Source organism: Faecalibacterium sp. Marseille-Q4896, from assembly GCF_017377615.1.
GTDB classification, from domain to species: domain Bacteria; phylum Bacillota; class Clostridia; order Oscillospirales; family Ruminococcaceae; genus Faecalibacterium; species Faecalibacterium taiwanense.
Genome location: NZ_JAFREG010000004.1, coordinates 24,998 through 38,984, shown reverse-complemented (window position 1 = coordinate 38,984; position 13,987 = coordinate 24,998). Strand labels below are relative to the sequence as shown.

Sequence of the window (13,987 nt, the reverse complement as noted above, 5' to 3'; positions counted from 1 at the left end):
ATGGCTTACCTGAAACTGATGTTAGATGAACGGGAAATCGCTCATCTGAGCGAAGATGGGCAGTATCTCTGCGCCAATGAGGGCGTGCTACAGTACGACCTGCCCTTGAACCTCTTTATCGGCAGCAGCCGCAAAGTCCCACTGGTCGATGTGGTCGTCTGGGCAAAGAAGCGCATCTTTCCCCGGAATCGGATGGACTGCAAGGAGATTCTGGAGATGATGGGCCTGCCTGACTACAACGCGTGGGAGATCGTCAAGCGCACCAATGCCTGCCTGATGGAAGATCCTTTCTGGCTGCGCTTCAGCGAAGATGAGACCTTTGAGGATACCACGCGCGGTAGGGCAAGAAGGATCATGGCCGAATATCAGAAGCCTGCTAACACCAATTAGTATCATTTATATCATTGTTAGGGCAGAGCTCACCTCCCCTTCACTTTAAGTCAGCGTTTGTCGCCGTATATACTTGTTCTTCTCGATGTCCAGCTTTTTTAGAGCAGAATCCCTTAATCGCCTTGCTTTTCCCTTAAAATGTAGTATATTTTAAGGGAAAGAAAGGGCGGTAAGGGCATGAGAGCATTCAATTACTCCAAAATCAAAGAGCAAAAATGGGATTCCGAGATTCTCGGCTATATTGCTGCAATCTATAAAGAAGCGGGTAAGCAGGAACTTTATCTGAAGCAGCGTCCTGAAGAACTGGAACATCTGGTCGAGATTGCAAAGGTGCAAAGCACCGAGGCCTCCAATGCCATCGAGGGAATCGTGACCACCAGCACTCGAATCAAGCAGCTCGTGGAAGAAAAAACCACACCGCGCAACCGGGATGAACAGGAGATTGCAGGATACCGTGATGTCCTGAACCTCATTCACGAAAATTTTGATGTGATTCCGATTACGCAGAATTATATTTTGCAGCTGCATAAGGTCTTGTACAGTCATATGAACAACCCCATCGCAGGACGAACAAAGAATGTGCAGAATTATATCAGCGCAACTTATCCCGATGGCCATAGCGAAGTTCTTTTTACCCCGTTGGCTCCCTATGAAACGCCAGCGGCTCTTGACCGAATCTGCGAAGAATATAACCGTGTGATCGGGAACTTTGAAGTAGAACCATTGATCGCAATTCCTGTGTTCATCCATGATTTTCTCTGTATTCATCCGTTCAACGATGGCAATGGCCGGATGAGCCGCCTTCTCACGACCCTGGTGCTGTATCAGAACGGTTTCTATGTCGGGAAATACATCTCGCTTGAAGCCAAGATTGCCAAGAACAAAGACCTCTACTATTCCGCTCTTGCGCAGGCGCAAAGCGGATGGTACGAGGGCACAGAGGATGTTGTTCCATTCATCAAATATATTTTGGGAACCATTCTCTCTGCATACCGCGATTTTGAAGAACGCTTTGCCCTCGTGGAAACAAAACTTCCAGCCATTGAAGTTGTTCGGAATGCTACGAAGAACAAGATCGGGCGCTTTACCAAGCAGGATATCCGGGAACTCTGTCCTTCGCTGAGCCTTAGTTCCATTGAGGGTTCCCTGCGGAAACTCGTTGAAAACGGCGAGTTGAAACGCGTGGGAGCAGGCAAATCAACTGTGTACCTGCGGTTGAAGTAATCCCTTAATCGCTCCATCTTTCCCTTAAAATACGGCCAATTTTAAGGGAATCCGCATTAAGTAAGGGCTAAAGCAGTCCTATTTACTTGACTTTTTGTTGGTTTTCAGTATATTGATATCAATTGGTATCAACAAGTATCGGCTAATGGATACAACAAGACTCACAGATTGGATGCTCATCCCAATCTGTGGGTCTTGTTCATTTGAGTTCAGTCATCATCGTCCGGGTCAGGAACTTCCACCCACTCTGAAAGCTCTTCGCAGTAGTCCTCATATTTTCCGCCTTCGGTGGTCCTGATGACACGCCGCAAGTAGTCCTTACCGCCATCTACACAGCAGAGACCACAGCTGCACCTCTCTGACTTCTTTCCAGAGATTAGTACAGAAATATGTCAGCAGCCTGCCTGTTTATTGTGTTTTTGAGTGGTTAAGCAATGTCTCGTCCTTATCGTGAGCATTGAATAGGGCTTTTGTCCGCGCTATAATAGAAGAAAACTGCAAGGAAGTGTCATCATGCTGCACCCCGGACTGTACGAACAGGTCATCAACAATGCGCTGAACCGCGAACTTTCGGAAGTTCCGGAAGCCTGCAAGTCCACTGCGCCCATCGACACGGCCGAAGCCTCCAAGGTATTGGCACAGTACCTGACCGAAGTTGTGCAGAAGGGCCTTGACAACGTACAGGACAACGGCGGCGGCATCGAAGCACAGATCGAGCTGGCAAACCAGATCGTGAGCATCATCCAGACGACCACCAAAGAAGCTGACTTTGCCGCACTGGGCGTTGACCGGCAGGCAGAGCAGCTTCTTGCGCTTTTATGGAAAAATGACCCACGCCTTGCCGCCGGAAAAGCTGCCAAGGACATCGAGCGGCCGGAAACGTCCCTTGCGCAAAGCTCATTGTTTACCGGGGCCATCCACGAGCCGCAGATGTACACCGAGTTGAAGAAGGAGATCGTATCCGCTGACCGCATCGACATGCTGGTGTCCTTCATCAAATGGAGCGGCCTGCGCCTGCTCATGGACGAACTGCGGCAGTTCACCCAGAACGACGGCGAGCTGCGCATCATCACCACTTCCTATATGGGTGCCACCGATGTAAAGGCTATCGAAGAACTGCGCCAGCTGCCCAACACCAAAATCAAGGTCAGCTACGACACCAAGCGCACCCGGCTCCACGCCAAGACGTATGTATTCTACCGGGACACCGGCTTTACAACAGCCTATGTCGGCTCGTCCAACCTGTCCAACGCGGCCATTTCCAGCGGGCTGGAATGGAACGTGAAAGTGACCCGGAAAGACCTGCCGGAGACCATCGATAAGATCGCCGCCACGTTTGAAAGCTACTGGAACGCCGGCGAGTTTGAGTACTACGACGAAGGCCAGCGGGAGCGCCTTGCGCGTGCCCTGAAAGCCGAAAAGTACAGCGAGACCGACCACAGCGGCATTTACACACTGGATATTCAGCCTTATTCCTACCAGCAGGAAATTTTGGACAAGCTGGAAGCTGAGCGCGCCGTGCGCGGGCACACCCGCAATCTGGTGGTGGCCGCCACCGGCACTGGCAAAACCGTCATCTCGGCGCTGGACTACAAGCGGTTCTGCAAACAGCATCCCGGCAAGCCCTGCCGCCTGCTGTTCGTGGCGCATCGGGAAGAGATCCTGAAACAGAGTCTGTACACCTTCCGTGCCGTGCTGAAGGATGCCAATTTCGGTGAGCTGTTGGTCGGCAACTACAAGGCGGACAGCATCGACCACCTGTTCATCTCCATCCAGACCTTCAACTCGCAGGATTTCACGGCCAAAACCGGGGCTGATTTTTATGATTACATCGTGGTGGATGAGTTTCACCATGCCGCCGCGCCTACCTATCAGAAGCTGTTGGAGTATTACCAGCCGCAAATTTTGCTAGGACTGACCGCTACCCCGGAACGTATGGACGGCAAGAGCATTCTGGATTATTTCGGTGGGCGCGTTGCCGCCGAGATTCGCCTACCGGAAGCCATCGACCGAAAGCTGCTGTGTCCGTTCCAATATTTTGGTGTGACCGACACGGCCGACTTGAGCAGCCTGAAATGGCGCACCGGCGGTTATGACAAGGCCGAACTGTCCAACCTGTACGCCTTCAGCGGCATGGTGGCACAGCGCCGTGCCGACCTTGTGGTGAGCTCCATCCTGAAATATGTTACGGACATCGATGAAGTGAAGGGGCTTGGGTTCTGCGTTTCCATCGAGCACGCCCGGTTCATGGCGGACTATTTCAATACCCATGGCATCCCGTCCATGGCGCTGACCGGGGATTCCTCCGACGAGGAACGCAACACCGTCAAACAGCGGCTCGTTTCCGGGGAGATTCGCTTCATTTTTGTAGTGGACATCTATAACGAGGGCGTGGACATCCCGGAAGTCAACACCGTGCTGTTCCTGCGCCCCACCGAGTCGCTGACCGTGTTTTTGCAGCAGCTGGGCCGCGGCCTGCGTCTGGCTGAAAACAAGGAATGCCTGACCGTGCTGGACTTCATCGGGCAGGCAAACAAGAAGTACAATTTCGAGGAAAAGTTTACGGCCCTGCTCTCCAACACCACCCACAGCGTCAGCCGAGAGATTAAAGAGGGGTTTGTCTCTGCGCCCAAGGGCTGTTATATCCAGCTGGAAAAGATCGCCGCAAAATATGTGCTGGACAATATCAGCGCCTCCTATGACCGCACCTCCGGGCTTGTGGCGCGGGCAACTGCCTTTACCGAGGATACCGGTCTACCCCTGACACTCAGGAACTTCCTCGACTACTATCATCTTGACCCGCGTGCAATTTACAGCAAAAAGGTCTGCTTCAGCCGGCTGTGCGTCCGCGCAGGGGCGGCATCCGATTTTGCAGAACCTTTGGAAGAGACCATGACCAAAGCCCTTGCACGCTTTGCAGTCGTGGATTCCCGCAGGTGGATCCGTTTTTTGCTGGAGCTTCTGCCAAAGTTGGACAACACCGACTTTGCGGCTCTATCGCCAGTAGAGAAGCGGATGCTGCAGATGTTCTATGTGACCCTCTGGGGCAAAACTGCAGAAAGCTGGGAGGATGAAGAAGTTCTCGATAACCTGTATGCTCTCTCGGACAGTCCCGTTTTGCTGGGGGAGCTGCAGGCACTTTTGCAGTATCAATATGACCGCATCGATTTTATTGACGAGCCGGTGGATGTGGGCTTTGATTGTCCGCTGGATTTGCACTGTACTTATACCCGTGACCAGCTGCTGGTGGCGCTGGACTTTTTGAAGCCTGCCACTGTCCGCGAGGGCGTGAAGTGGCTGCCGGAAAAGCAGCTGGACGTATTCTTTGTGACCCTGAACAAAGCGGACAAGGATTACTCCCCCACCACCATGTACAAGGATTATTCCATCAACGAAAGCCTTTTCCACTGGCAGAGCCAGAGCACCACCGCCGAAAACTCTGCCACCGGGCAGCGCTACATCCATCACCGGGAAAAAGGAAGCCGGGTGCTGCTGTTCGTGCGCGAGTTCAAGGCAGAGGCCCGTTTTGGCGGTGCAGGAGCGTATACCTATCTGGGCACGGTGAACTATGTGAAACACGAGGGCTCCCGCCCCATGAATATCACATGGCGGCTGAACCGCCCAATCCCTGCAAAGTTTCTCAAAAAGACCAACAAGCTGGTGGTCGGTTAAAAGGAGAATATCATGAAGGTTGTTCGCGTTGTTGCAGCTGTGATCTGCGACGATATTCAGACGAAACATAAAATTTATGCCACCGCCCGCGGCTACGGCGAGTACAAGGGCGGATGGGAATTCCCGGGCGGCAAAATCGAGCCGGGTGAAACCCCGCAGCAGGCACTGAAACGAGAGATCCGGGAAGAACTGGATACCGAGATCGCGGTAGACGATTTGATTGGCACCATTGAATACGATTATCCGACCTTTCGTCTTTCCATGGACTGTTTCTGGTGCGAAGTAGTTTCCGGCGAGCTGGTGTTGAAAGAAGCCGAGGCTGCACGCTGGCTGACTAAAGAGGAACTTGATTCTGTTCCGTGGCTCCCGGCTGATCAGACGATTCTGGAAAAGATTCAAAAGGCAATACTATAATAGTGCACCTTTCTATGCCGGTTGACATATGTAATTCAAAAGTCAACAAAAAACTATTAATAGAAAATTTTGCATCAATGATTTCTTGTTTGTCAATTCATACATGTAAAAAGCGAAATACATTTGAGAGTTCGAGGTAAGTCATGAATCCAATTATAGCTAATGAACGCAATAAAAAGAAGTGCCAAAAGTTTACCCCCTTAAACAAAGTAGACGACATGCTCGATTTGGCAGGTTATTCTCGTGACTTATTTGGGAAAAAAGTTTTAGAGTATTCATTTGGATCTGGTAATATTATTAAACAAATTGTCAAGCGATACGTTGAGGATGCTCTCACGCAGAATATCGATGTTAATAATATTTCCTCTGGACTGTCTGCTGACATTTATGGTATTGAACTTGATCCACAATTGTACGATCAATGCATCAGCGATCTCAATGAAATCGTAAGGAGTTATGGAATTTCAACCGTCAATTGGTCGTTTGTGTGCACAGATGCACTTCAGTGGACTACAGATATTAAATTTGATTTTATTATTGGAAATCCTCCGTATATTTCATATCACGATATTGATGAAACAAATCGAAAATTCATCCGTCAAAATTTTAGAACTTGTAAAAAGGGGAAATTCGACTACTGCTATGCTTTCCTAGAAAAAGGTGTCGACTTACTTGCTTCTGGTGGAAAGATGGTTCAATTGATTCCAAGCAATATTTACAAGAATGTTTTTGCAGACGATATACGAAAAAAACTTCTTCCTGGCATCAGCACCGTATGGGAATATCCCAATAGTCAATTATTTGAAGATACGCTTACATCAAGCAGCATTCTGGTTTATGAAAGCAGAGATAATATAGCAACTATTAATTATCGTGCCACATCGAAAGCAAATAGCGTTCAAGTGAAAAAAAAACTTTTAGGCGATAAATGGGTTTTTTTGAATACTGATATTAACAGAAAAAAAACAATCCGGTTTGGTAGCAGGTATCACGCATCTATAGCCGTTGCAACTCAATTAAATAAGGCATTTATTGTAAAAGAAGAAGCCTCTATTGAACCGGGATGTTTAAGAAAAGGTGCCGCTCCACGCTCTCTCCGGCGCAATGTAAAAGAACAAATAATTTTCCCGTACTATTATGATGAAAAAGATACCCTGATGCGCTATGAAGAAGATGATTTTAAATCTCGATTTCCAAACACATACGAACACCTACTCGCTTTCAAAGACAAACTCATTGTGCGTGATGCTGACAAATCAGCAAAGTGGTACGAATATGGTCGCTCACAGGCTTTAAGCCATCTCCATCAGGAAAAACTTCTTCTCTCAACAGTAGTAACAAATACTGTTGAGGTATATTATTTGGCAGCTGATGACATCCCATATTCCGGTATCTATATAACCGTTTCCGATGGTAAATCCAGTCTACAAGACGCGCTAACAATCCTTCAAAGCAAAGATTTTTTGGAGTATATTTCAAACCAAGGCTTAAGTGTTAGCGGAAAATCCAAGCGAATAACTTGCAAAGATATCAACGACTATCAGTTTGAGGAGATTTGATTTCATGGAACATTTACAATATGTAATTGAAGACAGCACAATTGCGTATCTGCTGGGTGTGAACAACTTCACAAACGACGAATCCGCTATTCTTGAACTAGTCAAAAATTCCTATGACGCCGGAGCTCTGCATGTGAACATTTCTTTTTCAGGAGATCAGCTTGTTATTGCTGACGACGGACAAGGAATGGACGAAAATAATATCAGAACGGCATGGATGCATGTTGGAAAAAGCGATAAATCTTATGAAATTTTTGATGCAAATAATCGGAAGCGAGTTTTGGCCGGATCAAAAGGCGTTGGTCGTTTTGCCTTGGCACGACTCGGCAATCATGTAATGATTCAAACAAAGAAGGATTCCAATGCAGGAATAATTTGGGAAACAGATTGGAATTCATCTTCCATGCGGCAGGATTCAACAAAATTATCCGTGGGAACTACTATCAAAATCTCTGGATTGCGCGAAAAGTGGGGCAAAAAGAAAATTGAAAATCTCGTCAATTTCTTGTCGAAAACCTATAATGACAGGGCTATGAACATCTCTGTGACACATCCAGACTTTTCTGGCGATATTCCCTTCTATCTTCCTCAACCAGTTCTTGGCGTGAATTGTCTTTCTTGCATTTCTATAAATTATAACAGCCATGAAAAAACACTGAACACAGTAATTGATTCGGATGAATTTTTGGATTCTGCTCAGGATTATTGTCCAAATATAAATCTCCAAAGAAAAGAAAGTGAAGTTGATATCGTTACCGAGCTAACCGGATTATCCAATTATGATTTAACGGAAGAACAATTGGAAGACATTGCATCTCAATTAGGTGATTTCTCAGGCACTTTTTTCTTTTGTATGAAGCCATCATCCATTGAATGTGAAAAATTTTTGTATAAACATCACGGTTTACCTGCGCCAATGCCAGGCGGAGTGATTCTGTATAGAAATGCCTTCAGTATATCCGCCTATGACGGAAAAAAAGATTGGTTAGGTTTTGGAAAACGTTCCCGTAAATCACCCGCTGCAGCTTCACATCCCACAGGAGCTTGGAGAGTTCGTGAAAACCAGATATCGGGAAAGATAGAAATCGACAAAAGGCGCAACGCGATGCTTCAAGACTTATCTAATAGACAAGGTCTGGATGAAAATATTTATTATCAGCTCTTTGTTGATATTATTTTGCTGGGATTTAAGGAGTTTGAGCGGTACCGTCAAGATATCGTAAGACATATTAATGTCAAGAATGAATCTGTTTCCATTCCTGCTAAAACTCCCGTTTCAGATAAAGTCGTTCAAAATCCAAAATTGGTTCCTACGCTTACCGTGCAAGAATCTATGCAACTCGCTGACGAAATCAAGAGCTACCGCCAAGAAAGTCAAGATGCTCGCCAAGAGCGGACGAATGTAGAGGAACGTTATAAGTATGACATCCGTATTCTAAATGTGCTTGCAACAACCGGCCTGAAAGCTTCTTCTATTGCCCATGAAATGAGAAACGATCGTAATTCGATTTCAGCGAATACAGATTATATTATTGCCGCACTGCAAGAATATGGAATGTGGGATGAGCTTTTATCGCCAGAAAAGACAAAGAAGGCGTATAAAAATGTTCCCGTACTTCTTGAAAAGGGACGTGAAAAATGTGCTAAGATTGTTTCTTTTATGGATACAATGCTTTCAGAAATCGAAAAGCGTCAATTTCAGCCTGGAATGCAATCTATAATAGTACTTTTAAACCGTATAAAAGAGAGTTGGGAACGAGATTATGCGTGGATATCGATATGTATTAGAGTAGCTTCTGATATTGAGTACTATCTATCTGAGGACGTGCTTCATGTTATTTTTGACAATCTTATACTAAATAGTATTCAGCAAAATGAAAAGAGCAACCATCTGAATATTATAATTCAGGGTTCATTAGAAGATGGTTTGCTGAAATTTTCATATTCCGATAATGGTGTAGGCTTAGCCCGAAAGTATCAGAACAATCCTATGAAAATTTTAGAGGTTCACGAAACAACCCGAAAAAACGGTCATGGTCTCGGAATGTGGATCGTCAATAACACCGTAAATATGTCTGGTGGTCAAATTTTGGATATTCGCGGTACAAAAGGATTTTTTGCCGAGTTTTCAATTGGAGGTTCATTGTAATGGAGGAATATAATTTACTTTATATCGATGATGACATCGATTCACAACTAAGCGAATATTTAGACAAAGACTTAAAAAACGCTCTGCAAAGTGATATAGTCCTTAATATATCTGAACACGAATTCAAACCAGCTGAAGGATACAAAAGTCTACTAGAAAATCCTCAAGTGGCTACGGCAAATATCATTCTGATTGACTCGCGGCTTTTTGAAAACAATTCTGCAACCGATGGGAAATTTTCCGGAGAAGAGTTCAAGATTATTTTAAAAAAGCAATTTCCATTTATCGAAGTTGTAGTTATTACTCAAAATGGTGAGGATGATTCTGTCAAAACCATTGCAAAATTCAATCCCAAATGTGGATTAGCTGCAAAGGAATACTATGATCATATTCTTCCTGATATTATCAAACATGCAATTGAACAAGTGAAAATTTATCGCAATTTGGCAATTCGATTTAAGAGCAACGACAGTTGGGAGCCGATTATAAAAGAACGGGTACTTGGTTCCTTGAATGGCACCGCAGCATATGATAGTCTTACCGCAGCAGATATCGATAAACTTGTACTCGCTTTTCAGGAGATGTCAAAAATAATCAATGAGTAAAGATTACAGAGATACAGAATATTGCCCCGGATATGGCAACATATTAGAAGACAAGAAAATTTTCATGGATTCATTCCGTACACAGCACCCACGTGCAAAGGATATTCATGCGTATGTTTCAAAGAATGAGGGCACCTACAAGAAAGACTTTATAAAAATCTACAATGGAAAGTGTGCCTATTGTGGTACTTCGATAAAAATCATTCCAAAGACAATGTTTGAAATCGATCACTTTATCCCCCAATCAGCAGACTGCTTTGTTAATAAAGCGGCTGCAGGGGATATTAGCAACATCGTATTATCTTGTCAGACATGCAACCATAATAAGAGCGACTTCTTAATAGAACCTGAGATTCGATCATTATTACATCCAGATCACGATGGTATACGGAATGCTTTTTTTAGAGATGAACTATATTACATAAGGGTTGTGGATGGACAACCAAGTGAAGTAACTGATTTCTATAAGCAATTAGAGCTCAATCGTCAAATCTGTCGGCTAGACTATCTTCTGCTAAATATGAAGGGTCTATATGCTAAAATAGCAGACCGACCTGAGATTCACAATCTTCTCGGAGAAGCTATCTCATTACTGTCTGAAAAGCGTAATAATGGTTGCTAGTTTCAAAATTTCTTCTTTCCACAAAAAACAAGTTTTGGATTGTGGATTGCTCCAGCAAGCAGTGCCTCTGTATATACAAAGGCTCAAACACGCATGGCATTGCAAATTTGCCGTGCGTATTCTGCTTGTTGGGATGCAGTCCCAATCCCTGTGAACATCACGGAACCGTGATGGCTGTGCACTCTTACAGCGTGCTGAAAGAGCGTTTTGCAGAAACGCGAAGCCTGCATCGGCACGATGCAGAACAACAGGTTTGGGCTGTGCCCAACAAGCTCTTGCAAGGCAAGGGGCTTTGTATATACAAAGACATTGCTTGCAAGAGAGCTTCGGCGTACCAGAATGGTACCACGAAGCACTGCTTGCAGAAGCTATTGCATCCATCTGAATTGTCAATTCCGCTCGCAGCTGTTATACTGAACTCATCAAAAATTTTTCAGGAGGCAGTTGCCGTGACCGCAAAGCAAGTTCAAATCGGAGATAGACCCTGCCGTATTTACGGCGTAGACTGCGCCGAATATCTTCTGCTTCAGATGACGGATGAACACGAATTGCAGCGCATGGACAACGAAGTTGCAGCCATTGCACAGGGCGCAGCGCATCCGTTTCTGTTTGCGGCCATCCCGGTGGAAAGCTGGAACGATGCACTTTCCCCGTGGGAAGCCCCTGCTGTCTGGGGAAAGCAAGGTTTCGGTGGAAATGCTGGGGGCACCCTGCGCTTTCTGACAGAACAGGTCGTGCCAACGCTGAAACAACAGTTCAATCTCCCGGAAAACGTCAAAATCATTCTGGGCGGCTACTCGCTGGCAGGGCTGTTTGCTTTGTGGACCTCCACCCAGACAAATCTGTTCTACGGTGTCGCCGCCGCCTCGCCCTCGGTGTGGTTTCCGGACTGGATGGAGTTTGAACAGCAGCGCCCGATACAGACGCAGCACATTTATCTGAGCCTTGGCGACAAGGAAGAACACACGAAAAACGCTGTCATGGCTGTGGTGGGGGATAATATCCGCACTCTGCACAGTCAGCTTATAGCGCGCGGTGCAGACTGCACCTTTGAATGGAACAGCGGCGGGCATTTCAAAGACGCCGATTTGTGTACCGCAAGAGCATTTCGGTGGGTGATGGAGGAAAGCCGATGAATATTTTGATCGATGCAGACGGCTGCCCGGTCGTCGATCTGACGTTGCAGATTGCAAAGCGGTTCGGCATCTCGGTCATCATCCTGTGCGACACCTCTCACCAAATCGAGCGAGAAGGTGCGCAGACGTTGGTATTCGATAAAGGTTCTGACAGCGTGGACTTTGCGCTGGTGAACCGGGTAAAACCGGGGGATGTGGTCGTAACACAGGACTACGGGCTGGCCAGTATGTGCCTTGCCAAGCGCGTCCGGGTGCTGAATCAGAACGGTTTAGAATACACCGCCGACAACATAGACGCTCTCATGCTGCGACGGTATGAAAGCAAAAAGCTCCTCCGTGCCGGAAAGCACCCCAAGGGGAGCCCAAAGCGGACGAAGGAGCAGGATGCCAAGTTTGCGGATACACTTGAGAAGATTCTGAGCAAAAATTATTGATACATACTTTTTGAAGGCTGGAGAAATCCAGCCTTCTTTTTTGGCGAATATCGATTTGAATGATTACATCTTGGTTACAGGTTATAAGTTGTGGGTGCAGAATGGCCTTTCCCGTCGGCTACCTATTGAGGGCATCTTTTTTCAAGACCACTTTCAACTTCAGGCACTGCCATTGTTGCCAAGTTTCGCCCTCCATCGATCGCCCCGTAGACCGACGTTATTTTAACCAAGAGGCTACTTCGGCTATATTTTCCAAGAACTTTTCAACAAATTTCTTTTTCGGGTAACAAAAAGCACTTTTTCGTCGGCTACCAATTAGAGGGATAATTTTTCAGAAGCCCTAAATTCCGAAGATTTTCTATAAAAAGCGGCTCCTTGAATACAGAATAGTTCAATCGTCCGGTACTTCACAAAAGGTACTTCTGTAACTCGCAGCCCGGTCATAACGAAGACGGGGTGGCTGAAATGCCAATGAAGCGGTGCAAGCCCGCTGCTGGACGATTCCCCACCCCTAGGGTGCCGAGGGCGAATATGGGAGACCTATATCATATTGACGCAGATGGACTGTAAGCCTATCTGCGACGCGAGAGTTGAAACTACTGTCAGCTCTCTTTACATTGCCACCTATCCGCAGGTGACACACTTTTTGACGCTATGAAGGATTCTTCTGGCTAGTATCAATTTGAACGATTACATCTTGGTTACAGATTGTAAGTGGTGGGTGCAGAATAGCCCTTTTCGTGGGCTCGCATATAGAGGGGTATTTCTTCGGAGTATCTTCTTTCACGAAGGTTTGCTTGTACTCGTATGATTATTATGACAATTCCGTTTAATAGCAGACGCACGATTTGCAAATGCAAATTGTGACTTTTTTGTTAATTTTCAAAAACATTGCTACGTTTTGGCCTTTTTCGTCGGCTACCTATTGAGGGCATCTTTTTTCAAGACCACTTTCAACTTCAGGCACCGCCATTATTGCAAAGTTTCGCCCTCCATCGGTTACCCCATGGACCGACGTTATTTTAACCAAGAAGCTACTTCGGCTATATTTTCCAAGAACTTTTTAACAAATTTCTTTTTCGGGTTACTTTTTGGCCTTTCTCGATGCCTACCAATTAGAGGGACAATTTTTCGGAAGCCTTAAATTTCGAAGATTTTCTATAAAACTCTGTTCTTTGAAAACAGAATAGTTCAATCGTCCGGTACTTCACAAAAGGTACTTCTGTAACTCGCAGCCCGGTCATAACGAAGACGGGGTGGCTGAAATGCCAATGGTGCGGTGCAAGCCCGCTGCCGGACGATTCCCCACTCCTAGGGTGCCGAGGGCGAATATGGGAGACCTATATCATATTGACGCAGATGGGCTGCAAGCCCATCTGCGATGCGAGAGCTGGAATTGCTGCCAGTTCTCTTTACATTGTCACCTGACCGCAGCCTTGCTGCAAAGGATGACACACTTTTTGACCTTAAACTACTTATGCAGAAGGAGTGCCTATGAAATTTAACGATGCCTATTCCCAGATGTTTCCCGGTTACCCCGATGCCATCAGCCTTCAGCAGGCTGCGGAGATGCTTGGTCTGAACCGCCATACAGTTGGGGAATTGATCCGTTCCCGCCGCCTGTTTGCGCTTAAAATCGGCCGCACCTATCGTATCCCGAAGCTGAGTGTGATCGAGTTCCTGCTCACCGGGCAGAGCACCTTCCCGGCTGGAAATCCGTCGCCGGATGTGGTATGCTGTGGGTGCAGCAACGGACAGCACGCCTGTTGACCCAAAGGAGGT

The 13,987-nt window shown here is 46.3% G+C and carries 11 protein-coding genes; all 11 read left to right on the top strand.

Annotated elements, in window-relative coordinates:
- Complete coding sequence (locus J3348_RS08315; RefSeq protein WP_055186487.1) at nt 1-390, top strand: hypothetical protein; 390 nt, start codon at nt 1-3, stop codon at nt 388-390.
- 177 nt (nt 391-567) lie between these two features.
- Nucleotides 568-1,614: a Fic family protein gene (locus J3348_RS08310; RefSeq protein ID WP_154260137.1), complete on the top strand. Its 1,047-nt coding sequence runs from the start codon at nt 568-570 to the stop codon at nt 1,612-1,614.
- Between the two features lie 513 nt (nt 1,615-2,127).
- Nucleotides 2,128-5,286 carry a DEAD/DEAH box helicase gene (locus tag J3348_RS08305; protein WP_207698741.1) on the top strand — a complete coding sequence of 1,053 codons (3,159 nt, stop codon included), beginning with the start codon at nt 2,128-2,130 and terminating at the stop codon, nt 5,284-5,286.
- Between the two features lie 12 nt (nt 5,287-5,298).
- Nucleotides 5,299-5,700 (top strand): (deoxy)nucleoside triphosphate pyrophosphohydrolase, encoded by a 402-nt coding sequence (locus J3348_RS08300; RefSeq protein WP_207698740.1) that lies wholly within the window; start codon nt 5,299-5,301, stop codon nt 5,698-5,700.
- 143 nt (nt 5,701-5,843) lie between these two features.
- Nucleotides 5,844-7,259 carry an N-6 DNA methylase gene (locus tag J3348_RS08295; protein ID WP_207698739.1) on the top strand — a complete coding sequence of 472 codons (1,416 nt, stop codon included), beginning with the start codon at nt 5,844-5,846 and terminating at the stop codon, nt 7,257-7,259.
- Between the two features lie 4 nt (nt 7,260-7,263).
- Nucleotides 7,264-9,408 (top strand): ATP-binding protein, encoded by a 2,145-nt coding sequence (locus tag J3348_RS08290; protein ID WP_207698738.1) that lies wholly within the window; start codon nt 7,264-7,266, stop codon nt 9,406-9,408.
- Complete coding sequence (locus J3348_RS08285; RefSeq protein WP_055188913.1) at nt 9,408-10,013, top strand: hypothetical protein; 606 nt, start codon at nt 9,408-9,410, stop codon at nt 10,011-10,013. Before J3348_RS08290 ends, J3348_RS08285 begins: the two co-directional genes overlap by 1 nt.
- Nucleotides 10,006-10,635, top strand: a complete 630-nt coding sequence (locus J3348_RS08280) for an HNH endonuclease (RefSeq protein ID WP_207698737.1) — start codon at nt 10,006-10,008, stop codon at nt 10,633-10,635. Before J3348_RS08285 ends, J3348_RS08280 begins: the two co-directional genes overlap by 8 nt.
- 449 nt (nt 10,636-11,084) lie before the next feature.
- Complete coding sequence (locus J3348_RS08275; RefSeq protein ID WP_207698736.1) at nt 11,085-11,771, top strand: alpha/beta hydrolase-fold protein; 687 nt, start codon at nt 11,085-11,087, stop codon at nt 11,769-11,771.
- Nucleotides 11,768-12,205 carry a DUF188 domain-containing protein gene (locus J3348_RS08270; protein ID WP_207698735.1) on the top strand — a complete coding sequence of 146 codons (438 nt, stop codon included), beginning with the start codon at nt 11,768-11,770 and terminating at the stop codon, nt 12,203-12,205. Before J3348_RS08275 ends, J3348_RS08270 begins: the two co-directional genes overlap by 4 nt.
- 1,494 nt (nt 12,206-13,699) lie before the next feature.
- Entirely contained in the window at nt 13,700-13,975 is a 276-nt protein-coding gene (locus J3348_RS08265) for a helix-turn-helix domain-containing protein (protein WP_005939473.1), read from the top strand.
- The last annotated feature ends 12 nt before the right edge of the window (nt 13,976-13,987 follow it).

What these genes read in the sequence shown, in the direction of transcription:
- J3348_RS08315 (WP_055186487.1), top strand. Translation starts at nt 1, where the DNA reads ATGGCTTACCTGAAACTGATGTTAGATGAACGGGAAATCGCTCATCTG.
- J3348_RS08310 (WP_154260137.1), top strand. Translation starts at nt 568, where the DNA reads ATGAGAGCATTCAATTACTCCAAAATCAAAGAGCAAAAATGGGATTCC.
- J3348_RS08305 (WP_207698741.1), top strand. Translation starts at nt 2,128, where the DNA reads ATGCTGCACCCCGGACTGTACGAACAGGTCATCAACAATGCGCTGAAC.
- J3348_RS08300 (WP_207698740.1), top strand. Translation starts at nt 5,299, where the DNA reads ATGAAGGTTGTTCGCGTTGTTGCAGCTGTGATCTGCGACGATATTCAG.
- J3348_RS08295 (WP_207698739.1), top strand. Translation starts at nt 5,844, where the DNA reads ATGAATCCAATTATAGCTAATGAACGCAATAAAAAGAAGTGCCAAAAG.
- J3348_RS08290 (WP_207698738.1), top strand. Translation starts at nt 7,264, where the DNA reads ATGGAACATTTACAATATGTAATTGAAGACAGCACAATTGCGTATCTG.
- J3348_RS08285 (WP_055188913.1), top strand. Translation starts at nt 9,408, where the DNA reads ATGGAGGAATATAATTTACTTTATATCGATGATGACATCGATTCACAA.
- J3348_RS08280 (WP_207698737.1), top strand. Translation starts at nt 10,006, where the DNA reads ATGAGTAAAGATTACAGAGATACAGAATATTGCCCCGGATATGGCAAC.
- J3348_RS08270 (WP_207698735.1), top strand. Translation starts at nt 11,768, where the DNA reads ATGAATATTTTGATCGATGCAGACGGCTGCCCGGTCGTCGATCTGACG.
- J3348_RS08265 (WP_005939473.1), top strand. Translation starts at nt 13,700, where the DNA reads ATGAAATTTAACGATGCCTATTCCCAGATGTTTCCCGGTTACCCCGAT.